General features: G+C 69.3%; 19 protein-coding genes and 2 pseudogenes. 14 read left to right on the top strand and 7 right to left on the bottom strand.

From position 1 onward, the window contains the following. Positions 1–47: 47 nt before the first annotated feature. Together ACZ5DC_RS31610 and ACZ5DC_RS31615 are read left to right on the top strand one after the other, a co-directional pair. Positions 48–1,148, top strand: coding sequence for a phenazine antibiotic biosynthesis protein (locus ACZ5DC_RS31610; RefSeq protein ID WP_468658352.1), 1,101 nt, complete (start codon positions 48–50; stop codon positions 1,146–1,148). Next, positions 1,148–2,539 (top strand): aldehyde dehydrogenase family protein, encoded by a 1,392-nt coding sequence (locus ACZ5DC_RS31615; protein ID WP_468658354.1) that lies wholly within the window; start codon positions 1,148–1,150, stop codon positions 2,537–2,539. The genes ACZ5DC_RS31610 and ACZ5DC_RS31615 overlap by 1 nt, the downstream gene beginning before the upstream one ends. Before the next feature lie 7 nt (positions 2,540–2,546). On the opposite strand, the gene ACZ5DC_RS31620 is transcribed toward ACZ5DC_RS31615, so the two are convergent. Further along, entirely contained in the window at positions 2,547–3,179 is a 633-nt protein-coding gene (locus tag ACZ5DC_RS31620) for a DUF5134 domain-containing protein (protein ID WP_468658356.1), read from the bottom strand. Between the two features lie 276 nt (positions 3,180–3,455). On the opposite strand from ACZ5DC_RS31620, the gene ACZ5DC_RS31625 reads away from it, so the two are divergent. Together ACZ5DC_RS31625 and ACZ5DC_RS31630 are read left to right on the top strand one after the other, a co-directional pair. After that, positions 3,456–4,352 carry an RNA polymerase sigma-70 factor gene (locus tag ACZ5DC_RS31625; protein WP_468658358.1) on the top strand — a complete coding sequence of 299 codons (897 nt, stop codon included), beginning with the start codon at positions 3,456–3,458 and terminating at the stop codon, positions 4,350–4,352. 282 nt (positions 4,353–4,634) lie between these two features. Next, a complete protein-coding gene (locus tag ACZ5DC_RS31630) occupies positions 4,635–5,132 on the top strand; it encodes an Ohr family peroxiredoxin (protein WP_468658360.1) in 498 nt (165 codons plus the stop codon). A 169-nt stretch (positions 5,133–5,301) separates the two neighbouring features. On the opposite strand, the pseudogene fdxA reads toward ACZ5DC_RS31630, so the two are convergent. After that, positions 5,302–5,607: pseudogene (gene fdxA / locus ACZ5DC_RS31635) on the bottom strand (ferredoxin); the annotation flags it as partial. Between the two features lie 233 nt (positions 5,608–5,840). Here fdxA and ACZ5DC_RS31640 point away from each other — a divergent pair. The 3 genes from ACZ5DC_RS31640 to ACZ5DC_RS31650 all read left to right on the top strand — a co-directional run bounded on the left by ACZ5DC_RS31640 (position 5,841) and on the right by ACZ5DC_RS31650 (position 9,168). After that, positions 5,841–7,541: an L-aspartate oxidase gene (locus tag ACZ5DC_RS31640; RefSeq protein WP_468658671.1), complete on the top strand. Its 1,701-nt coding sequence runs from the start codon at positions 5,841–5,843 to the stop codon at positions 7,539–7,541. Between the two features lie 118 nt (positions 7,542–7,659). After that, positions 7,660–8,406 (top strand): SDR family oxidoreductase, encoded by a 747-nt coding sequence (locus ACZ5DC_RS31645; RefSeq protein ID WP_468658362.1) that lies wholly within the window; start codon positions 7,660–7,662, stop codon positions 8,404–8,406. 165 nt (positions 8,407–8,571) lie between these two features. Next, positions 8,572–9,168, top strand: coding sequence for a YceI family protein (locus tag ACZ5DC_RS31650; protein ID WP_468658673.1), 597 nt, complete (start codon positions 8,572–8,574; stop codon positions 9,166–9,168). Between the two features lie 126 nt (positions 9,169–9,294). On the opposite strand, the gene ACZ5DC_RS31655 is transcribed toward ACZ5DC_RS31650, so the two are convergent. Together ACZ5DC_RS31655 and ACZ5DC_RS31660 are read right to left on the bottom strand one after the other, a co-directional pair. Further along, positions 9,295–9,561: a WhiB family transcriptional regulator gene (locus ACZ5DC_RS31655; protein WP_468658364.1), complete on the bottom strand. Its 267-nt coding sequence runs from the start codon at positions 9,559–9,561 to the stop codon at positions 9,295–9,297. Between the two features lie 320 nt (positions 9,562–9,881). Next, complete coding sequence (locus ACZ5DC_RS31660; RefSeq protein WP_468658366.1) at positions 9,882–10,748, bottom strand: sigma-70 family RNA polymerase sigma factor family protein; 867 nt, start codon at positions 10,746–10,748, stop codon at positions 9,882–9,884. A gap of 219 nt (positions 10,749–10,967) precedes the next feature. Between ACZ5DC_RS31660 and ACZ5DC_RS31665 the strand changes: the two genes are divergently transcribed. From ACZ5DC_RS31665 to ACZ5DC_RS31675, 3 genes are all read left to right on the top strand, one after another. Continuing rightward, a complete protein-coding gene (locus ACZ5DC_RS31665; protein WP_468658368.1) occupies positions 10,968–11,402 on the top strand; it encodes a cupin domain-containing protein in 435 nt (144 codons plus the stop codon). A 206-nt stretch (positions 11,403–11,608) separates the two neighbouring features. Next, on the top strand, positions 11,609–11,860 hold the full coding sequence (locus ACZ5DC_RS31670) for a hypothetical protein (protein WP_468658370.1): 252 nt from the start codon (positions 11,609–11,611) through the stop codon (positions 11,858–11,860). Between the two features lie 192 nt (positions 11,861–12,052). Continuing rightward, positions 12,053–12,580 (top strand): hypothetical protein, encoded by a 528-nt coding sequence (locus ACZ5DC_RS31675; protein WP_468658372.1) that lies wholly within the window; start codon positions 12,053–12,055, stop codon positions 12,578–12,580. Between the two features lie 100 nt (positions 12,581–12,680). Here ACZ5DC_RS31675 and ACZ5DC_RS31680 read toward each other — a convergent pair whose 3' ends face one another. Both ACZ5DC_RS31680 and ACZ5DC_RS31685 read right to left on the bottom strand, forming a co-directional pair. After that, positions 12,681–14,030 carry an NAD(P)/FAD-dependent oxidoreductase gene (locus ACZ5DC_RS31680; RefSeq protein ID WP_468658374.1) on the bottom strand — a complete coding sequence of 450 codons (1,350 nt, stop codon included), beginning with the start codon at positions 14,028–14,030 and terminating at the stop codon, positions 12,681–12,683. Positions 14,031–14,519: 489 nt separating this feature from the next. Further along, positions 14,520–15,254 (bottom strand): alpha/beta fold hydrolase, encoded by a 735-nt coding sequence (locus tag ACZ5DC_RS31685; protein WP_468658376.1) that lies wholly within the window; start codon positions 15,252–15,254, stop codon positions 14,520–14,522. A 320-nt stretch (positions 15,255–15,574) separates the two neighbouring features. On the opposite strand from ACZ5DC_RS31685, the gene ACZ5DC_RS31690 reads away from it, so the two are divergent. From ACZ5DC_RS31690 to ACZ5DC_RS31705, 4 genes and pseudogenes are all read left to right on the top strand, one after another. Next, positions 15,575–16,477, top strand: coding sequence for a sigma factor (locus tag ACZ5DC_RS31690; RefSeq protein ID WP_468658378.1), 903 nt, complete (start codon positions 15,575–15,577; stop codon positions 16,475–16,477). Between the two features lie 246 nt (positions 16,478–16,723). Then, positions 16,724–17,348 (top strand): annotated as a pseudogene (locus tag ACZ5DC_RS31695) (sigma-70 family RNA polymerase sigma factor); the annotation flags it as partial. Positions 17,349–17,845: 497 nt separating this feature from the next. After that, positions 17,846–18,370 carry a hypothetical protein gene (locus ACZ5DC_RS31700; RefSeq protein WP_468658380.1) on the top strand — a complete coding sequence of 175 codons (525 nt, stop codon included), beginning with the start codon at positions 17,846–17,848 and terminating at the stop codon, positions 18,368–18,370. Positions 18,371–18,702: 332 nt separating this feature from the next. Continuing rightward, positions 18,703–19,620 (top strand): alpha/beta fold hydrolase, encoded by a 918-nt coding sequence (locus ACZ5DC_RS31705; RefSeq protein ID WP_468658382.1) that lies wholly within the window; start codon positions 18,703–18,705, stop codon positions 19,618–19,620. A 158-nt stretch (positions 19,621–19,778) separates the two neighbouring features. Here ACZ5DC_RS31705 and ACZ5DC_RS31710 read toward each other — a convergent pair whose 3' ends face one another. Then, on the bottom strand, positions 19,779–22,013 hold the full coding sequence (locus tag ACZ5DC_RS31710) for an ABC transporter permease (RefSeq protein WP_468658384.1): 2,235 nt from the start codon (positions 22,011–22,013) through the stop codon (positions 19,779–19,781). Positions 22,014–22,044: the final 31 nt, after the last annotated feature.

Genomic DNA, 22,044 nt, shown 5'->3' on the forward strand with positions numbered 1-22,044 from the left:
CGGAACCTCGCTCACACGCACGAGACCGTGCCGAGGAAGGACCATCGATGACGTACGAGTCCCCCACCGTTCTGGACGCCGGACCGTCCGACGACGTCGACCCGGACGAGTTCGTCCGAGCGGCCATGCGCTGGCACTTCGACCCGGCGACAGGCTCCCGTTACTGGCTCGACCGGGCCGACCGGCTCGCCTTCGACCCGCGACAGGACGTCGAGGTCGTGGACGACCTGATGCTCTTCCCCGACATGACCGACGAACTGCGGGACGTCCCGGTGGCGGACCTGATCCCCCGGGGCTACGGAAACGACGTCCGGCTGCTCAACGTCTTCGACAGCGGCGGAACGACCGGTGCGCCCAAGCGAGTCGTCCAGCTCGACGACTGGATGCGGCACAGCACGGAGCAGGTCGACAGGCGCCTGCGGGACCACGGCCTGCCCGTCGGAGCCCAGTGGCTGACGGTGGCGCCGACGGGTCCGCATCTGGTGGGTGACGTGCTGCAGCGGGCCGCACGGTCCCTCGGCGGCCCGGGGCTGAGCATCGACATGGACCCCCGCTGGGTGAAGAAGCTGGTCGCCGCCGGCCGGAGCGACGAGGTCGAGTCCTACACCGACCATCTCGTCGAACAGTGCCGGCGGATCCTGCTGACCCAGGACATCGGGGTACTCGCCGCCACCACCCCGCTGCTGGAGCGCTTCGCACGCGAGGACGACCTCCTGGAGCGGATCAACGGCTCCGTCCAGGCGATCATCTGGGGTGGCACGCACATGGACCCCGACACCCGCCACCTGCTGGCCACGGAGGTCTTTCCCGAGGTACCCCTCATCGGCATGTACGGCAACACCATGATGCTCACCGCCCTGCTCGAACGGACGGGTCTCAGCGCTTGGGAGCCCTGTGTGTTCGACCCCGTCTCGCCGTACGTGTTCCTGTCGGTCGTGGACCCCGACACCGGAGATACGGTCGATGTCGGTGAACGGGGCCAGGTGATCGTCAGCCACGTCAGCAAATCCATGCTCATCCCCAACAACGCGGAACGGGACACGGCCGTGCGCATGCGGCCGGCCGACGGCCAGGCAGGTGACGCCGTCGCGGACGTCGCGCCGGTGCCCACGGTGAAGGGCGAGACCGTGATCGAGGGCGTGTACTGATGACGGATGCCGTGGTCACGGGGCCGGTGTACCTGGACGCGCTGGGTCCCCGCGGTCCGTACCGGACGCGGGTGCCGAGCCCGGTGACGGATGTGTCCGGCACCGAGGTGGCGCGGCTGAGCCTGGTGCCACCGCTGTACGTCGGCCGGGCACTGTCCGCGCTGCGCAAGGCCGAGGCGGTGCCGGCGGCCGGCCTCGACGCGGTGCTGGCGGCGGCCGGCGAGGAGTTCGCCACCGGCACCGTCGGCGGACTGGGCGTACGCGAGTACGAACACCTCGTCAGCCGCGCCTCCGGCACGCCGCTGACGGTGGTGCGCGCCGCGACGCGGGGGACGGCACGGTTCGTCAGCCAGGCCCGCTCCTCCGCCGACCGGGGCAGACCACGCGGGGCGGTGGCCGACCGCCGGGACCCGGCTCTTCAGGCCGGCCACGCCTTCTGGGCCCGCAGGGGAAACGTGTTCGCCGTCAACGCCTCCGGCAACCATCCCGGTGTCCACCGGCTCTGGCTCGAGGCGCTGGCCCTCGGCTACCGCGTCGCCGTGCGTCCGTCGCGGCGGGAGCCTTTCACTCCCCACCGGCTGGTCGAGGCGCTGCACCGGGCAGGTGTGCGGGAGGACCAGCTGATGCTGCTGCCCATGGACCACCGGACCGCCGACGTGCTCATCCGTGGTGCCGACCGCGCGATCGTGTACGGCGGCGACGAGGTGGTCGCCCGGTACGCCCACGATCCACGTGTGCTGTCCCAGGGGCCGGGCAGGACCAAGATCCTCGTCACCGCGGACACCGACTGGCGGGAACACCTCGACACGATCGTCGGCTCCGTCGCCGACGAGGGGGGCACCGCGTGCGTCAACGCCACCGCCGTCTTCGTCGAGGGCGATCCGGCACCGCTCGCCGAGGCCGTCGCGGCCCGCCTGTCCCGGCTGCCCGGTCTGCCGCCGCAGGACGCGCGGGCCGTACTCCCCGTGTGCCCGCTGGACCGGGCACGGGCCCTCGGCTCCTACCTGAGATCGGTGGCGGCGGGGACCCGGGCCTGGCTCGGTGGTGAGGGCATCGTCGACGACCTCGGTGACGGAAGCGCCGTCCTGCGTCCCGCCGTCCACCAGGTCGCCGGTCCCAGTGCCGCGCAGCTCCGGACCGAACTCCCCTTCCCCTGCGTGTGGGTGGCGCCCTGGAACCGTGCGGACGGCATCGCTCCGCTGCGGGACACACTCGTGCTCTCGGCGCTCACCCGTGACGGCGCGTTGCTCGACTCTCTGCTGGCGGAACCCACCATCGCCAATGTGTACGTCGGTGACCACCCGACCTACTGGATGGCTCCCGGCGTGCCCCACGACAGTTATCTGTCGGACTTCCTGATGCGCAGCAAGGCCCTGGTCGGCGCCCTGTGACAGACGGTCAGTGGGGCATGAGCAGCATCAGGGCCGTACCCAGCGCCATGGCTCCGTCGCGGACGTCACCGTACGGGTCCGCCGCGGCGGCGCGGCGCGGGGCGTCCGGGACGGGCCGCAGCGAGGGCATGGGGCGGGTCAACGACCGCATGGCGCACGCAAGGAGGTACACCGCCAGCAGCCCGGTGATCCAGGCAGCCGGCACTGGTGCGCCGGTGGCGTGGCCGTGAGCCATGGTGCCGTGCGCGGCCGGGACGCCTGCGGCCAGGGCCTCATGGGACGGCACCGCCCGGCCGTGGTGCGCGCGCAGCATCCAGGCCATCGCGGCCATGCCGGCCGCGGACGGCAGCCTGCCGGCGATCTCCGTCACCGCGTTCGCCGTGTGACGGCGGAGGGCGGTCAGCGGGAACCACAGGGCGGCGAGCGTGAAGAGAACCGTCGTGGTCCGACCGGGCAGCGATTGGCCGAGACTCCACGGCATGACCGCCATGGCCACGGACATGGCGGAGTGCAGGAGATGGTCCACCCGGTCACGGCTTCCCGCCCCCGGCGACCGGACGCCGTGCCATAGTGCGTGCACCGCGGCGAGAGCGAAGAGTACCGTCATCATGAAGTGCACGGTGTCGACGGGAGTGTCCATGGGACGCGTGCACCTTTCCTGGTCCATGACCTTTCACCGTGGTGACCGGGCGTGCGGTTGTTTCGTGACAGACCTCGCCCGTCGTCCGGAGCGAGCAGGCCGGGGGACCGGTGTCGTGCCTGAACGGGATGCCGTGCACTCATCGAGTGCCACGGTGTGCACGGTGGACGGTGGTGAGCACGGTGAACGGCGCCGGGACGGTCGTACCAACGCCCCCGACGCGGGCCCTCACAGCCGCTTGTAGCATGGGGCGCACGAAGCCAGAAGGGAAGATCCATGCACGCTGGCGGCCACCCCGACACCCTCGATCAAGCGACGAAGGACTTCCTTTCTGCGCGCCCGAGACTCTTCGGCATCGCCTACCGGGTCCTGGGCAGTACGACGGAGGCCGAAGACGTCGTGCAGGAGACCTGGCTGCGATGGCAGAACACGGACCGCACGAAGATCGTCGAACCGGCCGCCTTCCTCACCACGGTGGCCACCCGGCTGGCGATCAATCTGGCCCAGTCCGCACGGGTGCGCCGGGAGTCCTACGTCGGCCCCTGGCTTCCCGAGCCCGTCGACACCGCAGAGGATCCGCAACTGGGCGCGGAACGGGCCGAGGCCTTGGAGATGGCGGTTCTGCTGCTCCTGGAGAAACTGAATCCCGTGGAGCGCACCGCCTATGTGCTGCGGGAGGCGTTCGACTACCCCTACGGGCGGGTCTCGGAGATCCTCGAGACGAGCGAGGCCAACGCGCGTCAGCTGGTGAGCAGGGCACGCAGGCACCTGGCCGCCGAGCGCCGGGAGCGTGTCACGCCGGCGGCCCATCGGCGGTTGCTGGAGGTGTTCCTCTCCGCTGCGCGGACGGGCGACCTGTCGGTGCTCGAGGACGTTCTCACCGCCGATGTCGTCAGCTACTCGGACGGTGGCGGGATCCGCGGCGCGTCCAGGATCCCGGTCATCGGACGGCCGCATGTCTCGCGGTACCTCGTGGCATTCGCACCGCGCTTCTGGCCAGAGGCCGACATCCGGTGGGTCGAGGCGAACGGCCTGCCGGCCGTGCTGGTCTCGTCCGGCGGGCAGGCTGTCGCCCTGCTGTCCGCCGACATCTCGGTGGACGGTATCGACCGGCTCATGTGGGTGATGAACCCGGCCAAGCTGGCGCCGTACGTGGCCTCCCTGCACGACTGACCCGCCGGCGGGCACCCTCCCCGGCTGTCGGCGGGCAGGCGTCACAGGAACGATTACTTGTCGGTCAACCAGTAGTCCGGATCCCGGACACCCCGACCCCAGGACGGACGACGTGACGTGTGGTGTGTACGGTGCGGTGTCGCCCTCGAAAGAGAGCGCCCCGGCCTGCCCGGCGCGTCCCGCGGATCCGCGCGTCACCGCCCTCCGTGCCTCGAGGCCCCTGAGTACGCCATCCCGGACGTCCGCCGGAACGCCGTACCACGAACACATCGGAGTCATGCCGTGACCGAGCGTATCCAGTTGCCCGCCCTGTCGACCGAGAAGAACTACGACGGGAACGAGTTCCGGCCCATCTACACGACCACCGTGACCGTCCACGGTGGTGTGGCCTCGCACGGGCGGGCCTCCGGCCGGGCACGCTCGTCCGACGGCGCCCTGGACCTGGACCTGCGCATGCCCGCCGAGCTGGGCGGCGACGGCCGGGGAACCAACCCCGAGCAGCTCTTCGCGGCCGGCTTCGCGGCGTGCTTCCACGGCGCACTGAGCCTCCTGGCACGGCAGGAGGCTCTCGACCCCGCGGCCATCTCGGTCGAGGCGACCGTCGCCTTCGGACGGGATCCGGAGGACGGTGGCTATCTGCTGCGCGTCGATCTGGTGGTGCAGTGGCCCGGTGTCGCTCCCGAGACGGCAACGGATCTGATGCAGAGGGCCGACGCGCTGTGTCCCTACGCGCGCATGGCCTGGAGGGGTACGCCGACCACCATCACGCTGGCCTCCTGACCGGCACGTCCGGCATGCGTCGGCCGTCGCCCCGGGCGACGGCCGACGCATGCCGGCACACCAGGGTCTTTCGACGAGAGGCCCTGGGTCAGGACGGGAACCACAGGTCCGCGTCGGCGGCTTCCTCCTTGCGGACGGCGAAGACGGAGATCTCCTTCTTGTGCAGACCCTGCCGGGGCAGGGCCGCGACCAGGGGGTGGTCTGCGGCCGTGCCGACGCGGTGGTCCCGCTCCGGGGACGCGGCTACGAAGAACTCCGCGTTGACGGACAGGTAATGCGCCCAGTGCCGCGGCAGGTCGTCCTCGTAAAAGATGGCCTCCACGGGGCAGGCGGGTTCACAGGCGTGACAGTCGACGCACTCCGCAGGATTGATGTACAGCGTGCGCGAGCCCTCGTAGATGCAGTCCACGGGGCATTCCGTGACACACGCCCGGTCCTTGATGTCGACGCAGGGCTGCGCGATGACATACGTCATCCCTCTCCTCCTCCTCGCCGTCGCACACGCAACAGGGCCGGCTCGGGCGGCCGTCGGACTCATCGATACGACCGGGCACGCACTCTCGTTGTGACACGTGCGCTCCCCCTGGGCGGCCCACCGGGGAGCCGGAAGACGCGCGTGTCACAAAGCTCCGTCTGGCCTGGTCGTAGTCAGTGACACTCACAGCGACGGGAGCAATCGTGGCCATCACCGAACAACGACTGTCGACCATGGTCCTCGTGATCGGTACCGGCGGGGCCGGCCTGCGGGCGGCGATCGAGCTGTCCGAGGCCGGCGTCGATGTCGTTGCCGTCGGCAAGCGCCCCAAGGAGGACACCCACACCTCCCTGGCCGCCGGCGGGATCAACGCGGCGCTGGCCACGATGGACCCCGAGGACAGCTGGCAACAGCACGCCGCGGACACTCTCAAGGAGAGTTACCTGCTCGGCGACCCCCGCACCGCGGAGATCGTCACCCAGGGCGCGGCCCTGGGCATCGACGACCTGGAGCGCTACGGCATGGCGTTCGCCCGCGAAGGGGACGGCCGTATCTCGCAGCGCTTCTTCGGGGCGCACAAGTACCGCCGCACCGCCTTCGCCGGCGATTACACCGGCCTGGAGATCCAGCGCACGCTCATCCGGCGCGCGAGTCAGCTGGACATACCCATGCTCGACACCGTCTACATCACCCGACTCCTGGTCCACGACGGTACCGTCTTCGGGGCCTACGGCTTCGACCTCACCAACGGCACCCGTTACCTCATCCACGCGGACGCCGTCATCCTCGCGGCCGGCGGGCACACCCGCATCTGGCGGCGCACCTCCTCGCGCCGGGACGAGAACACCGGCGACTCCTTCCGCCTGGCGGTCGAGGCCGGGGCCCGCCTGCGCGACCCCGAACTGGTCCAGTTCCACCCCTCCGGAATCATCGAACCGGAGAACGCCGCCGGTACTCTCGTCAGTGAGGCGGCCCGCGGTGAGGGCGGCATTCTGCGCAACGCCCTCGGCGAGCGGTACATGAGCCGCTACGACCCTCAGCGGATGGAACTGTCCACCCGTGACCGCGTGGCCCTCGCCTCCTACACCGAGATCAAGGAGGGCCGCGGCACTGCCAACGGCGGGGTCTGGCTCGACGTCTCCCACCTCCCCCGCCAGACGATCATGAACCGGCTGCCCAGGGTCTACCAGACGCTCCTCGATCTGCAGATGCTCGACATCACGCGCGAACCCATCGAGGTCGCCCCCACCGCGCACTACTCGATGGGCGGCGTGTGGGTCCGCCCGGAGGATCACAGCACCGACGTCCGCGGCCTGTACGCCATCGGCGAGGCCTCCAGCGGCCTCCACGGCGCCAACCGCCTCGGCGGCAACAGTCTCATCGAGCTCCTCGTGTACGGTCGCATCACCGGCCAGGCCGCAGCCGCCTACTCGGAGTCACTCACCGCGCAGCCTCGCTCCGCGACCGCGGTGGCCCAGGCCCGCGACGAAATCGACGAACTGCTGGCCGCCGACGGACCGGAGAACGTCCGCGCCCTCCAGCGCGCCATCCGCAACACCATGACCGAACACGCCGGCGTCGTCCGCGACGAAGAAGGTCTGCGCACGGGCCTGGCGGAACTGGACACCATCGAGAAGCGCATGGAGAACGTCGGAGTCCACCCCGACATCGCCGGCTTCCAGGACCTCGCCCACGCCTTCGACCTCAAGTCGGCCGCCCTGGCGGCCCGCGCCACTCTGGAAGCGGCGCTGGAACGCCGGGAGACCCGCGGTTGTCACAATCGCAGCGACTTCCCCGACATGGATCCCACCTTCCGCGTCAATCTCGTCTGGTCCCCGACGACCGGGATCACCCATGAGAGCATTCCGCCCATCCCGAGCGAGATCGCGGCCCTCATGGAGGACGTCTCCACTGACGGAAAGCTCGTCGAATAGCGGTCCGTCTTCCGGGAGTTCCTGCTTCACGGGCTTCTCAGCGTCACAGACAACCGGCGTACCCGGTCATTCCTGTGCAGACCCAAACACGTCACGCATCTACCAAAGGATTGCCACTATGAAGGTCGTAGTGATCGGCGGTACCGGACTGATCGGCTCGAAGCTGGTCGCCAAGCTGAACGAGCACGGTCACGAGGCCGTGCCGGCCGCCCCCAACACCGGCGTCAACACGCTCACGGGTGAGGGCCTTGCCGAAGTCCTCGAGGGGGCCTCGGTCGTGGTCGACGTCTCCAACTCGCCCTCCTTCGCGGACGACGCCGTCATGGAATTCTTCCGTACCTCGACCACCAACCTCCTCAAGGCGGAGTCGGACGCCGGGGTGACCCACCACGTGGCCCTCTCCGTGGTCGGTACGGAACGGCTCCAGGACAGCGGCTACTTCCGTGCCAAGCAGGCGCAGGAAGGGCTGATCAAGGAGTCGGGAATCCCGTACTCCATCGTTCACGCCACGCAGTTCTTCGAGTTCATGAAGGGCATCGCCGAGTCGGCGACCGACGGTGACACCGTCCGACTGGCCCCGATCAAGATCCGGCCCGTCTACTCCGACGACGTGGCCGCCGTCGTCGGCCGCACCGCTGTCGGCACCCCCGTCAACGGGCTGGTGGAGGTCGCCGGCCCCGAGGTGTTCCAACTGGACGAGCTGATCCGGAAGGGCCTGGCGGCCAAGAACGACCCGCGCACGGTCGTGACCGACGTGCACGCTCCGTACTTCGGTGCGGAACTGCAGGAGACCACCCTGCTGCCCGGTCCGGACGCGCACATCGCGGAGACCCGTTTCGCCGACTGGCTCGCGCAGCAGCGGTAAGCCTCCGGTGATGGGCCCTGGGGCACGGTCCACCACCGGTGAGGGGGCCTGTCGTCCGCACCGCGGCACGACAGGCCCCTTCTTCCTGCCCGGCGCGGCGACGGCCCGGACGCCACACACCTTGCGAACGACAGACAACCACCGCAGAGAAAGCCACCCGCCATGCTGATGCAACGCGATCAGGCCGTTCCTCCCCAGTCGGGTCCATACCCGGAGGTGACCGGCACGTACACCATCGACCCGGTCCACAGTTCGATCGGCTTCTCCGTCCGGCACGCCATGATCTCCAACATCCGCGGGAGATTCGACCGTTTCGAGGGCCTTCTCAAACTCGACGGCTCCGACCCGTCCCGCTCCGAGGCGTATGTGAGTGTGCAGACCGACAGCCTGGACACGGGCGTCCAGGAACGCGACGCACACCTGGCGGGACCCGACTTCTTCGACTCCGCGACGTTTCCCCTGATGGCCTTCCGCTCCACCGGCATCGTCCCGCTCGGTGACGGCGAGTTCCGCCTCACGGGCGCTCTGCGCATCAAGGACGTGGAGCTGCCCTTGGACATCGACGTCGTCTTCGGCGGAACCGGCGAGGACGCCCACGGGCAGCACCGGGTCGGCTTCGCGGGTACGGCGACCCTGCGGCGTTCGGACTGGGGGCTGGCCTGGAACACACCGTTGGCGACGGGAGGAGTCCTCGTCAGCGACAAGGTGACCCTGACACTGGACGTCTCCGCGACACGGCTCGACCGGGACACGGCGGCCTGACCGGAAGCCCGTGAGGGCGGGGCCGTACCCGTTCCGGCACCACCCCGCCCATCTCCCTCCCCCCTGTGTGGTCCGCGGCTTGGGCTCCTCCGCGGCCACGGCCAGGTTCGTCCACTCGGCCCGCGCTCACGCGACGGCCTGCGTCGCCCCCGGCGTACGCGCCGCGCGCCGGCGCATGGCGCGGCGCTCCCCTTCCGTCGTACCGCCCCAGATGCCCTCCACCGGATCCGCGTCGACGGCCCACGCCAAACACCGTTCCCGCACGGCGCAGCGGCGGCAGACGGCCTTCGCCTCATCCGTCTGTATCGCCACCGGGCCGCTGTTGACGTTGCCTATCGGAAAGAAGAGATCAGGGTCCTCGCCTCGGCAAAGCGCCCGTTCGCGCCAGTCCATGGAACACCTCCTGGGTGAGGGACGGATACGGTCTCGGGGGGTGGCTCGTTATCCGGTAGTGCAAAGACGCGGCTGGGCGGTACACCCGCCGCTCGTCACTTGAAAGGACCGAGCGGTCGATGTGTATGTGACATCAAACGGTGCCGGGCTTGCGTTTCCGAAGGCCCGTGAGTATTCCACCGATGGATGCAAGGCCACACGCCGGGGCGTTCACCAGGTGACGTGGGTGCTCCGCCCGCATCCAGAGCGCCGCCCTCCCCGGCTCCGCTCCCCCTGCGCTGCCGTCCCCCGCGTCCGGCACCGGGTTCCCGGGCGACCCGTCATGAACGAGTGCGGTTCCAGGAACGCAGTTTGTCGGGGTTGAGGACGACCCAGACCTGGACGACACGCGAGCCGCTGATGTCGAGGGTGATGACCGCGGCGACCTGGTCGTCGCAGCGGACCACGAGAGCGGTCCGTCCGTTGGCGGGGTGCGTGTACAAGGTGGTGCGCGGGTGCCGGGCGAGCAAGGCCAGCAGACTCCGGGCGACATGTCCGCTGCCGGCGACGGGCCGGGTCAGCGTGCGGACCTTGCCTCCGCCGTCGAAGAAGGCGGTGACGTCCGGGTAAAGCAGGGACACCAAGCGGTCGGCGTCCCCGTCGGCGCACGCTTGTCGTACGGCGTGGGCGATCTCGTCCTGCCGGCGTGACGGCGTTCGCTGTGCCCGCCGGACCCGAATGCTCCGGCGGGCGGCCCGGTCCGCCAGTTCCGTACAGTCGGCCTCGGACTGTCCCACGATGCCCGCGACCGTGCCCCGTGCCATTCCGAACACGCGATTGAGCACGAACGCGGCCCGCTCGACCGGTGACAGAGTGTCCAGCGTTCGCAGCAAGACCGCGCTGACCTCGTCCTCCGGACGGGAACCGTGCTGCTCCCTCCTCGGCACGGGGCCCTGGGCGTCTCCCCTGCGGCCGGGCAGCGCCAGCCGAGCCAGGCAGAGGTCACCGACGACCTGGGTCAGCCAGGCCTGTGGCGTCGCTATGCGCTCCCGCTGGTGATCGGAGAGCCCGTACCAACGCCGGTACGCCTCGTCGGTGACACGCTCGGCCGCGGGGCGGCTGCCCAGCATCCAGTGAGCCACCTCCAGCAGATGCCTCCGCTCGTCGACTAACTCCGTGATCGACAGGGGGTCACCGACAGGCTCCATACCGCGCTCTCCTTCCGAACCGCCCTCCGGCACCACCGTGGCTTCGGTGGCGTCGCATCTCGCGACTGCCTCATTGTGTCGCCGAAACACACTTTCATGGGACCCCGCTGTCGATGTCATTTCCCCCGGCAATACAGTGAGTCCTGTCGAACAGGCCGCGCAGGAAGTTCAGTTACCCAGGCGGCCCCTCACCCACCCACCACGCGAAGGGGATCAGTAATGCGCACCATGTTGCGTGCAGCGGCGATCGGTGCCGTGTCCGCCGGGCTCACGCTCGCCTCGGGGGTCGCCCAGGCGACCCCCGGAGGTCCCGGTGTCACCGGCAAGACACTGGCACAATGGACCACCGGTCGTTGGGACTACAGCCTCCGTGAGGTCACCATTCCCCCCGGCCAGGGGACGGGGTGGCACTACCACGACGGCAACCTGTACGCCTATGTCAAGCAGGGAACACTGAGCCACTTCGATGCCACGTGCGCGTCGGACGGCGTGTACAAGAAGGGCGACTACATCAAGGAACCGGCTGGCGCGCAGCACGTGCACATCGGCCAGAACCGCGGCGCGGTGAACGTCGTCCTGGAGGTCCTCTACGTCCTGCCGCACGGTGCCCCCTTCGCCCAGGACGCCCCTGATCCCGGCTGCGAGCCGAAGTAACCGGGCGCGCCGCACCACGGCTGTCACAGCCGTCGGCACTGCCTGGTCAATGCGGTGTCGACGGCGTGCAGTGGCAAGCGCCCAAGCCGTGCGGCGAAGAAGGAGGAGCATGGCAGGGACACGTTGCAGCCGATGCGTTCGAGTGATCGCTGCTCGAGAGACGTCCGTGCCCAGGCTTCCGGCACAAGCTGAGGAAGGACGAGAGGATGCCCCGAAGCACTGACCGGCGGGCCGATCCCGCCGCCGCCACCGCGTCGCTGGCGGCGGAGGCGGCGCTGCTCGAGGGCCGGCTGCGCCTGCTCCGAGAGGCGATCGACACGGTGGACGCCCGCATCGACGCGGTCTCCGAGGCCCTCAGACAACTGCAGCATTCGGTGGCCCGGCCCGCCGACGGCCAGAAGCACCCGGGCGGGACGGACGGCACCAGACTCGATCACTCGAGGACCGACCGCCCCTGACACATCGAGCGGGCGGACCCGGTGGATCGCCACGCAGTCGATGCATCCTCTCCGTGTCAGCCCGCTCTGTTCCCGACCGGCGGGGGCCGCTGCATATGATGTGCGGGTACCATCCGATGGTGTCGGGCCGGGTTGACGTCACCGGCGCATCGGCGGCCCCGCCGGAACAAGGGTTGAGGACGAGAGGAACACATGGGCCCCGTGACCCCCAAGGCTCGCAACATCGAGATCACCGCCGAGAGCCTCCGGGAGGACCTGGACCGGCTGCAGGTTCAGAAGCAGGCGCTGGAGCGGGAACTGTCCGCGGTCACCGCTCACCTGGACTCCGTGCAACGAGCCCTTAGTGCCCTTCAGGCCCTGCTGCCCATGGCCACCGCGTCGTCCGCGGCACCCGCATCCGTGGATGCCGGGCCGACGGCGGAGCCGGTACCCGCGGATACGACCGGGGACACGGACACGCGCGGGCCGAGGCCCGACCACGCCTCCGTCGAGGCCGAGGCCGACAGTGCGCCGAAGTACGGCAAGTTGACCGAGCAGATCCTGACGTACTTCGCCGAAGTCGCGGACACCGACGTCCGTGCCCGCGATGTCGCCGCCGCTCTGGGCCGTGACACTGACAGTGGCAGCATCAATGCCGTGCGGAGCACACTCGACCGCCTGGTCGGCACCTCTCGCATTCGCCGTGTCGGCCGCGGTCTGTACCGCGCCGCCAAGCCCTGACCAGCCGATTGCACATCGCCGCACCAGGCTGTGCCGCTGTCACCTCCGGGCAACGGGTACTCCCAGGGAGACACCCGTCACCCGGCATCTCACCGCCGGCTCATCCGGCGACGACGTCCGTGGGCTCCTCGCTGCGCCGTGGGGCGCCGCTGGAGACGAAGGCGTCTCTCGGGTGCTGGACCGAGACGAGGGAGACGATGTCGCGGCCGTAGAAGGCGGCGGTGGCCCAGACCGAGAAAACACGTGTCTTACGTTCCCAGCTGGGTACGGCCAGGACATGGTAGCCACGGTGCATCAGCCAGGCGGGGAAGCCCTTGATCACCAGACGCCGGTACTGGAAGATGCCGCGGCCCAGCCCCAGTGTGGCCACCACGCCCAGACTGTGGTGCACGTAGTCCCTGGCCGGGCGGCCCCGCAGTGACGCCAGGATGTTCTTCGCCAGAAGCTTGCCCTGTCGGACGGCATGCTGCGCGTTGGGGACCGTGCGGGCCCCCGGCCGCCCGGCGGCGAGGTCGGGTACGGAGGCGTCGTCGCCGGCGGCCCAGACATCCGCCACCACCTCGGTGTCCGTGCCTACCCGGAGATCCGCCCGCACCGTCAGCAGGCCCCGTTCGTCGACCGGAAGGTCGGTGTGGTTGTGCACGATCGGGTTGGACGCGTTGCCCGCCGTCCACACGATCAGGCCCGAGTCGTACTCCTCCCCGTCGGACAGCACGACGTGCCCGTCCTCCGCGGAGACGAGCTGGGTGTTCAGGTGCACTCGGCTACCCCGCTTCTCCAGCGAGCGCACCACCCACTCACCGGGCCGGTCGGTCACCTCGGGAAGGATGCGGTCCCGTGCCTCGACCAGGTGGAAGCCCAGTTCTCCCGCATCGATCTCCGGGTAGTGCTTCAGCAGGGCGGTCGCCAGGGCCAGCAGTTCGCCGAAGCCTTCCACCCCGGAGAATCCGCCTCCGACCACTGTGACGGTGAGCAGCTTGCGACGCTCGGGACCGAGCGGAAGGGTCGCCGCTCGGTCGAACGAGGTGAGCAGACGGTCACGGATCGCCACGGCCTCCTCGACGTGCTTCAGTCCGTACGCCTGGTCGCTCAGCCCCGGGATCGGGAACGTGCGCGTCACGGCCCCTGCCGTCACCACCAGTACGTCGTAGTGGAGGTCGAAGTCCGGCCCGGCCTCCGGCCGGACCGTGACCGTGCGCGCGCTGTTGCGGATCTCCGTCACCGTGCCCGCGATCACACGGGTCCGGCGCAGGTGCCGCCGCAGCGAGACCGCGGCATGCCGGGCCTCCACCGACCCGGCGACCACCTCGGGGAGGAACGGCTGGTACGTCATGTACGGACGGGGGTCGACCACGGTGACGCGTGCCTCACCCCGACGCAGCTTCTTCTCCAGGCCCCACGCGGTGTAGAAACCCGCGTACCCACCACCTACGATCAAAATTTCACGCACGGTGTCCTCTGTTCCTCTCGGTTCCACTTATCAAGACCGGCCAGAACCACGTGGTGTGACGTGACCGGAGCGGAACTGGAATCCCGTACGTGCAACCGACGGCGCCGTTTCTGGTCTACCCCCTGGACTGGACACCGTCCCTCGTTGCAGAGACACGGGGCGTTTGCGGTGCCGACCGCCGGATTGCCACACCTGCGCTGTGCGGCGGGCCGGCCCGGACGGCTGGGGAACGTGTCGGCCCACGGCGCCGGCCCTTCCCGCAAGTCCACGCCGCAAGCCACCCCGTGGCGCCCTTGGACTGCCGTGGGCGAGTCCGTGGTCACGCCGTGGCGCGCTCCGTGGCCATCGTCAGAGGGCCGCCGGGCCGCCCCCGAGCCGGCTGCCCGGCCTGGGCCGTGCTGCCCCGGTCGTCACTGCGGACGGACGGGCGGACGACGGTCGCGAACCGGTGAGGCGCCCGCCGTTCCGTCGGTGCGGCCGGCGCGTTCCTCACACGTTCGCGAGCCGGCTCCAGTGCGCCTCCAGGATCCCGGCCACCTCCGCGGGCCTCTGGAGCGGGGGCCAGTGATTGCAGTCCATCTCGATCACCTCGGACGCGTGCAGGGAAGCGCCGAGCTTGCGCCCGAACTCGATCTGACAGGCGGGGTCGAGCGCTCCCCAGAAGACCAGACACGGCGCGGACACCGCGGACAGCCCCGGCTCCCACTCCGCCCCCATCGTCACAGCCGACCGGTACAACCTGAGGACCGCGTCCTTCATCGGACCGTCCACGTGGCTCGCCATCTCTCGGGCCAGGTCGATGGGCACGTCGAAGCCGTTCGCCAGGTCGTCGGCGAACTGTTCCGGTTGCAGTTCCTCCATGAAGCGGTCGCCTTCGGCCTGGTCCTGCCAGATCTTGGCCAACGGGTGCCATACGTATTCGGAGTTGATCGGTCCGTTGCCCCCGGCCCAGGTACGGACCAGGTCGGGGCGCAGATAGGCGACGCGGGCGGTGAATATGCATCCCCAGTCATGACCGACCAGGTCGACCGGCTCGCCTACCCGCTCCAGCCGTTCGATGAGCCACTCCACGTACTCTTCCTTCGTGGACAGGAAGCCGGCCGGGCGCTCCGCGCCGAAGCCCGGCAAGTCCCAGGCTTCCACGTCGGTCCGGGTCAGGTGCCGCCGCACACCGTCCCATACCCGGTGGGTATCGGGGACGCCGTGAATCAGGATGGCAGGCATGGACAGGTCCCTTCGTCAGCGGGCGACGCCTCGCGATCGGTGTCGGAGGAGCATCCTGTCACACTGTTGTGTACGTGGACTCCCAGTTCTCGCACGTCGTCACCCACCGACGCGGAGGGCGGAATCCCACGGAACGAGTGAGGGGCACCTCATGTCACATGATCCGTACCTGTCCGGTCTGCACTGCTGAGGGCACCGAAGACGAGCCCGTCGGCCGAGGGCGTCCGGGAGCGGGTGCCCCGTTCGCCGACCGTCACGGCCGTCGATCCCGCCGATCTCGGCGGTGATGACGCGGTGCCGTGTGACAAGGAGGATGCCGAATGGACCAGGCCGGTGACGCAGTGCCGATCGCGGATCTGCTCGACGAACGACGGCATCTGCTCAATGTCGCCTACTGGATGCTGGGGGCGGGCCCCGAGGCCGAAGACGTCGTCACCGAGACCTACCGGCAGTGGTACGACTTGTCCGATCTCCAGAAGGCACGCATCACCGACCCGGGCGCCTGGCTGACCGAGACCACGGGCTCCATCTGCCTGACACGCCTCATCCTGCCTGGGCGACGGCCCACCAGCCCGGACGGCAACGACGGCGATACGGAGGAAGCACCCCACCGGGCCCTCGAGGAGGAGATCAGCGGCGCCCTGCTCAACGCCCTGGACGCTCTGACCCCCACTGAACGGGCGGCCTTCGTCCTCAACGACGTCTTCGCCATGCCACCACGGGCGGTCGCCGACATCGTGGGACGGACGCCACACGAATGCGCCGAACTCGCCGACCGCGCCCGCCGGAGCCTGCGAAGCAGCCGCTCACACCGCACCACGCCACAGCAGCACGACAGGATCGTCCGCGCCGTCCGCCGAGCCTGCACCACAGCCGATGCCACTCATCTGGCATCGCTGCTGGCACCCGACGCCACCGCGTTCTTCGACGGCGGCGGCAAGGTCCGTGTCCTCACCCGGCCGGTGCACGGCAATCAGCACGTCGCCCGCACCCTCCTCACCCTCCTGACCCCCCGACCGCACACCAGCCTGCACCTCAGCCCGGCCAACGGCCGTACCGCAATCGTCGTACGGCACAACGACCAGGTAGCCGCCGTCATCAGCTTCGACATCGCCGCCCAGCACGTCATCCAGGTATGGGCCGTCCTCAACCCCGACAAACTACGCACGTGGAACCGCCCCCACACCCCCGGCCCCACCATTCCCACAGCGGTCAAGGACTGAGACCCCTCCACACCGTGCTCGGCCAGGCCCAGCGCACAACAACTTTCTCGTTGCTCACAACAACTGGTCTCGATCGCCCTGTAACGCTTCGGCGGTGGCCCTGGTCTATGAGGCAGACACAGTTGAAACAGTGTGACTTGTTGTGGCGTGTTCAGGAGTCGGCCAACGCGCGGCCCCTCACGCGGCAGCCGTACGAGCGCGCCCGCCGGCAGTACCGATCCGCGGGGGAACGGAGACAGAAGAACCATGCATCGCGAGACGCCCCGTAGGGGGAGCAGCCTGGACGAGGCCGTATCTGTCTTCCTGGAGCTCCGCCCACGTCTGTTCGGTATCGCGTACCGCGTTCTAGGCAGTGCGACGGAGGCCGAAGACGTGGTCCAGGACGTATGGGTGCGCTGGCAGAGAACGGACCGCTCCGTGGTGGTGAACCCCGCGGCGTTCCTGTCGAGTGCGACGACACGGCTAGCCATCAACGTGGCCCAGTCCGCCCGGGTGCGCCGCGAGACCTACATCGGCCCCTGGTTGCCCGAGCCCGTCGACACCAGCAGCGACCCGGAGGTCGGCGCGCAACGGGCCGAGGCGCTCGAGCTGGCCCTGCTTCTCCTTCTGGAGAAGCTGAACCCGAGCGAGCGGGCCGCGTACGTACTGCGGGAGGCGTTCGACTACGGCTACGCCGAGATCGCGGAGATACTGGGCCTGACCCCTGTCAATACGCGGAAGATCGTGAGCCGGGCCCGCAAGCACCTATCGGCCGAGCACCGGGAGTCCGCGGACACGGCCGAGCACCGACGGCTCCTCGATGCCTTCATCTCGGCGGCGCGCACCGGGGACGTCGCCTCGCTGGAGGCCGTCCTCGCCCCGGATGGCGTCCGTCAGCCCGGTGGCAAGTCCTCCCGTCCCACTCGCCGAACACGGGCTGCGCTCGGAAGTTCCCGAGGCGGACGGGCGAGCACGATCCACGTTGCCGTCGAGCGGGGGCGCAAGCCCGTGTCGTGGTGATCACGCGGGCCGCGAGGACTACGTGCCGTAGTGCGGGACGACAAGGCGTACGGCTCCCCTGACAACGGGCGATCATCCAGCGCGTCGGCCGCTGCCGGCTGCGGCGAGGCCGAGCTGTGCGCCGTCGATGTCTTGAGAGCAGCCGACGCCGGTGGTTCCGCCACCACAGAGGCGTTCGTCGTTGCGTTTCCAGCGGGCTGGTGGCAACAATTGATAACAAGCATGCATCGAACCATCACCGCATCTTTTCCCTGTGACAACCGAGGTCTCCCGCATAGGATGCACCGAAGCGCCCGTCCCGGCGTCCGTGTCAAGCGTCACCCCAGGTGAACGGGCCGGGCACGGCAAAGCTGAGGACGAGAGGAAGACATGGCCCCGGCAACTGGCGTGGCGCGCACCATCGAGGTCACCGCCGAGGGGCTGCAGAAGGATCTGGCCCTTCTGCGGCTCCAGAAGCAGGCGCTGGAGAGGGAACTGGCCGTCGTCATGGCCCATCTGCACACCCTCCAGCGAGCTTTGGGCGCACTCGAGATCCTGACGGCAGATCCACAGGGTGGCACGCCGGATCCCGTGGACACCGTCGGTGCGGTCCGAAGCCGCCCCCCGGAGCCCAGAGGGGCGCACACGGACACTCCACCGACCGGACATCCCGCAGTCGCAGAAGTCACCGTGGCCGAGGGGACACGAACGTACGGAAAGCTCACCGAGCAGATCCTGGAGTACTTCGCACAGGCCGACGACGCGGACGTACGCGCCCGGGACGTAGCAGCGGCGATCGGCCGCGACACCGACAACGGAAGCATCAACGCGGTGCGCAGCACACTCGACCGTCTCGTCGGTGCGTCGCGGGTCCTGCGGACCGGCCGTGGTCTCTATCGGGCCCAGCGTTCCTGAAGCGGATCCGCGGTGACGGCCGTCATGCCCCGGACGCCGTCTGCGGGGGATCGACGACGCCCGGGGCACTGCACCCGCTCGGCTCCGCAGCGGGTGTCGAAGTGCTCCCGACGCTTGTCCGGGGTTAGCACCCGACGCCTGGAACACTGTGATCAGTGTATCCCACTCACACAGTGCTGCAGAACGACAGTGGCGGTGTGCGGCCGAGGCTTGGAGCGGCTGCATCGACGCGGAGCCGTTCTGACGATGGTCAACTGAGGTTGATAACAGTGTGATGACATGTTGCGTGTCATGTTGAAAGGGTGCCACCCGACAATGGATCATCGGAAGGCGTGAAGCACTCTGCCGCGCCGCTCTCTCCCGGCACCCACACGATCACCGTCCCTCACGCCGACGCCCACGTCGAACAGCGGTACCACGTCGCCGGCGCGGGCCCTGTATGCATCGCTCACTCGGGCGGACCCGGCATCAGCTGGGAATACCTGCGCATGCCCGCGCTGGAACGCAGCCTCACCATGGTGTACGTCGAGCCCGTCGGCACGGGCTCTTCCGGACGACTCCCCGATCCGGGGGACTACTCCGTGACCACGTACGCGCGTCTCCTGCACCACGTGGTCGAACACCTGGAACTGCCCGAGGTCACCCTGCTCGGCCACTCCCACGGTGGTTTCGTCGCCCAGCAGTACGCCCTCGACCACCCGGCGCGGCTCGCCGCCCTGGTCATGTACGACACGTCGCCGGTGGCAGACGACCAGTTCTGGGCGGCGGCGGTGGCCGCCATGCAGCGCTTCGTGGACCGTCACGTCGACGACCATCCGGAGGTGGCCGGTTACGTCGCTGCGCTCACGGCCCGCCTGGACCTGCTCGACGACGACGGCGCCACCGCCGTCCTGCGCAAGACCATGCCCGCCTATCTCTTCGACTACTGGGGCAGGGAGCGGGAGTTCGCTCCCGCCCGCCAGTCGCTCCGGATGTACGCGGCGCCCACCCGCGGCCAGGGCACTCCGTTCGATGTCCGGGACGCCCTGCCCCGTATCATCACACCGGCACTCGTCCTGGCCGGCAGGCAGGACTTCATCTGCGGACCCCGATGGGCCCGCCTCCTGCACGAGGCCATGCCCGCAGCCGTGCTGTCGATACTCGAGGACACAGGACACCTCGCGCACATCGAACGGCCCGAGCAGTTCAGCGCGGCGGTCCTCGCTTTCCTCCGCGGTCAGGGCGTGCTGGGGAGCCGGCAGGCCCCGTAACCGTTGCGCGACACAACAGTGTGCGCACACGGCGGCCGCGGTGCGCCCCCACCCCGGGCGTTGCGCACCGCCGCCGCCCGGGCCCGAGACCCCGCGAGCGGACCATGCAAGGGCAACGCGAGCGGGTGCACGGAACCGTCGGCTACCGGGAGCGGACATCACTCGTAGCGGATGGCCTCCACTCGGGTGACCCGCCGCAAGGTCGGCAGCGTCAGCACTGTCACCAGCAGGACCGATCCCGCGCCGATGCCGGTCATCGCCAGCATGCTGCCCCAGTCGAACACCACCGTACGGCCGACGAGGTGGAGGAGGGTTCCGCCGAGCGCCGTTCCGGCCAGTCCCGCCATCAGCATGCCGATCGCCACGGGCAGCGCCGTCTGCCACAACATCGAGCCGCTGAGAGTTCGCCACGGGGCGCCGACGGCGACGAGCATGGCCATGACCCGTTGTTGGTCCCTCAGTTGTTCGACGGCACCGATCAGCATGCTGGTGGCGATCAGGAGCAGCACGACGGCCACGCCCGCGAGCAAGGCGCGCCTGATGCCGCTCAGGACCGTGTCCTCCGTGCGGTCCCTCGGGAAGTCGACCTGGAACCGGGGGTTCAACCGGACCACGGCTGTGCGGATGTGGTCGCGGACGTCTTCTTGGGAGGTCCGGTACGTGAGGCGCACAGCGTCGGTTGCGTGCGCGGTCGCGGCGGCGCCGGCGGCCCCGGGAGTGGCGAGCAGCATCGTCTCGGGAAAGGCGCCTTGAGGGTTTCCCGGCCTGGCCCGGACCGTGGCGGTGATCCGGGGAACCCGCCAGACCGTGCCACGCCCGTCCACGCGCATCCTCATGCCTGTCTCCCACTCGGTCATGTCGTCCGTGTTCCCGGTGCGGGGCCTGACCAGGAAGGCGTCGCCGTCCGAGCACGTGGGCACAGAGGCCAGGAGACGAAGTTCTGGGCAGTCGGCGATACGTACGGTCTGTGGGATCTCATCGGCGGCCTCACTGACCTGCAATTCGCTGAAGGAGACCGCCCCCGTTACTCCGGGAGTCCGGGCGAGGAGGGAGGCGTACGGCTTCTCACCGTGGGCCCCGACCAGACGGACAACGCCGATCTGCGTGTCCGATGCCGGCCGTTCCACTGCCATGGACCGGTGCTTGCCAGGATGACTGTGGGCCATACCAGTGAAAAGCGTCTGCAACGCGATGGCCCCGGCGACGGCAACCACGATGCCGTTGACCGATCGGGTGGACGCTTCGCTGTGCGACCGCAGCCTGCGCATGGCGAGCTGCCAGGACAGGGGGCCCGCCCCGCCGGCCCGTTCGGTGAACCACTCGAGGAGCCACGGCACGACAGCGGTCACGCCCACGAGCAGCGCCAGCATGCCGGCGACCAGCGCGACGACACCTGCGGTGCTCCGGACCTGCGATGCGTCCCGGACGGACGTCCACAGGAGCAACAGGCCGAACAGGGGCAGGGCGAGGCGCCACCACAGTCGCCGCCTGGCGCCGACGGACCTGCGCACCACTCCCAGCGGTTCGGCGATCACCTTGTTCATCGCCAGATGAGCGCTGAGCAGGGACAGACAGGGAACGGCAACGACCACCAGGACCGCCAGAGACGGCTCGGGGGTGAGGTCCTGTGCGAAGACACTGAGTCCCTGGACATCGACCAGTTCTACGAACCGACGTCCCACCACGAACAGCGCCGCGCCCACAACGACGCCGATGAGAGAGCTGACCAGCGCCTCACCGGCGGCGATGCCGGCCGTCATGCCACGGTCCGCGCCGATCAGCCGCAGCGCCGCCAGCCGCCTGTCGCGGTGTTCACCACCGAACCTGGTGGCCGCGGCGATGAACACGGCGACCGGGGTGAGCAGTACCACGATGCCGACGACGGTGAGCAGGACGAGATCGGGGGCCATGGGTTTGTCCGCGTAGACCTTGCCGAAGTGGTCGAGCCGCCGCGCGCCCGCCACGCCGCTCTCCATGTGCTCGCCGCCCAGGAAGAAGACGTACTCGTTGGGGCTGAGCAGGCCCGCGTCGTCCACCCGTCCTGCGACCGGGTGGTCGAGGCGGGCACGCAACAAACCGTTCCCAGGCTCCGCGAGCAGTCGTGCGAGGGCCGGTGACACGACCATTTCGCCTGGCCGTGGATATCTGTCAAGTCCGGGTGGCAAAGGGGCATCGGGCCCCTCTGGTTCCACCAGCCGGCCGCGGATCGCAACATTGCGGAAGACGGTGTCAATGTCGCTCACCAGTACGGTGCGCCGGGAAGCCGGTACGACCCGGTCGTCCAGGTTGACGTCGATGCGTTCGTGGATGCGCGCATCGCGATGATGCCGGGCCGTGGGCACCGATGCCGCGAGGAGCACCACCGCGACCCCCATGCCGATTCCCGCGGCCATCAGGATGGTTCGTACCGCGCTGACCCGGCCG

Source organism: Streptomyces sp. NPDC031445 (assembly GCF_055581365.1).

Excerpts from the sequence above, each read along its gene's own strand:
- ACZ5DC_RS31710 (WP_468658384.1), bottom strand. The coding sequence starts at position 22,013 with ATGGCCGCGGGAATCGGCATGGGGGTCGCGGTGGTGCTCCTCGCGGCA.
- ACZ5DC_RS31620 (WP_468658356.1), bottom strand. The coding sequence starts at position 3,179 with ATGGACACTCCCGTCGACACCGTGCACTTCATGATGACGGTACTCTTC.
- ACZ5DC_RS31690 (WP_468658378.1), top strand. The coding sequence starts at position 15,575 with ATGGACCAGGCCGGTGACGCAGTGCCGATCGCGGATCTGCTCGACGAA.
- ACZ5DC_RS31665 (WP_468658368.1), top strand. The coding sequence starts at position 10,968 with ATGCGCACCATGTTGCGTGCAGCGGCGATCGGTGCCGTGTCCGCCGGG.
- ACZ5DC_RS31625 (WP_468658358.1), top strand. The coding sequence starts at position 3,456 with ATGCACGCTGGCGGCCACCCCGACACCCTCGATCAAGCGACGAAGGAC.
- ACZ5DC_RS31655 (WP_468658364.1), bottom strand. The coding sequence starts at position 9,561 with ATGGACTGGCGCGAACGGGCGCTTTGCCGAGGCGAGGACCCTGATCTC.
- ACZ5DC_RS31670 (WP_468658370.1), top strand. The coding sequence starts at position 11,609 with ATGCCCCGAAGCACTGACCGGCGGGCCGATCCCGCCGCCGCCACCGCG.
- ACZ5DC_RS31640 (WP_468658671.1), top strand. The coding sequence starts at position 5,841 with ATGGTCCTCGTGATCGGTACCGGCGGGGCCGGCCTGCGGGCGGCGATC.
- ACZ5DC_RS31615 (WP_468658354.1), top strand. The coding sequence starts at position 1,148 with ATGACGGATGCCGTGGTCACGGGGCCGGTGTACCTGGACGCGCTGGGT.
- ACZ5DC_RS31685 (WP_468658376.1), bottom strand. The coding sequence starts at position 15,254 with ATGCCTGCCATCCTGATTCACGGCGTCCCCGATACCCACCGGGTATGG.
- ACZ5DC_RS31660 (WP_468658366.1), bottom strand. The coding sequence starts at position 10,748 with ATGGAGCCTGTCGGTGACCCCCTGTCGATCACGGAGTTAGTCGACGAG.
- ACZ5DC_RS31700 (WP_468658380.1), top strand. The coding sequence starts at position 17,846 with ATGGCCCCGGCAACTGGCGTGGCGCGCACCATCGAGGTCACCGCCGAG.
- ACZ5DC_RS31645 (WP_468658362.1), top strand. The coding sequence starts at position 7,660 with ATGAAGGTCGTAGTGATCGGCGGTACCGGACTGATCGGCTCGAAGCTG.
- ACZ5DC_RS31610 (WP_468658352.1), top strand. The coding sequence starts at position 48 with ATGACGTACGAGTCCCCCACCGTTCTGGACGCCGGACCGTCCGACGAC.
- ACZ5DC_RS31675 (WP_468658372.1), top strand. The coding sequence starts at position 12,053 with ATGGGCCCCGTGACCCCCAAGGCTCGCAACATCGAGATCACCGCCGAG.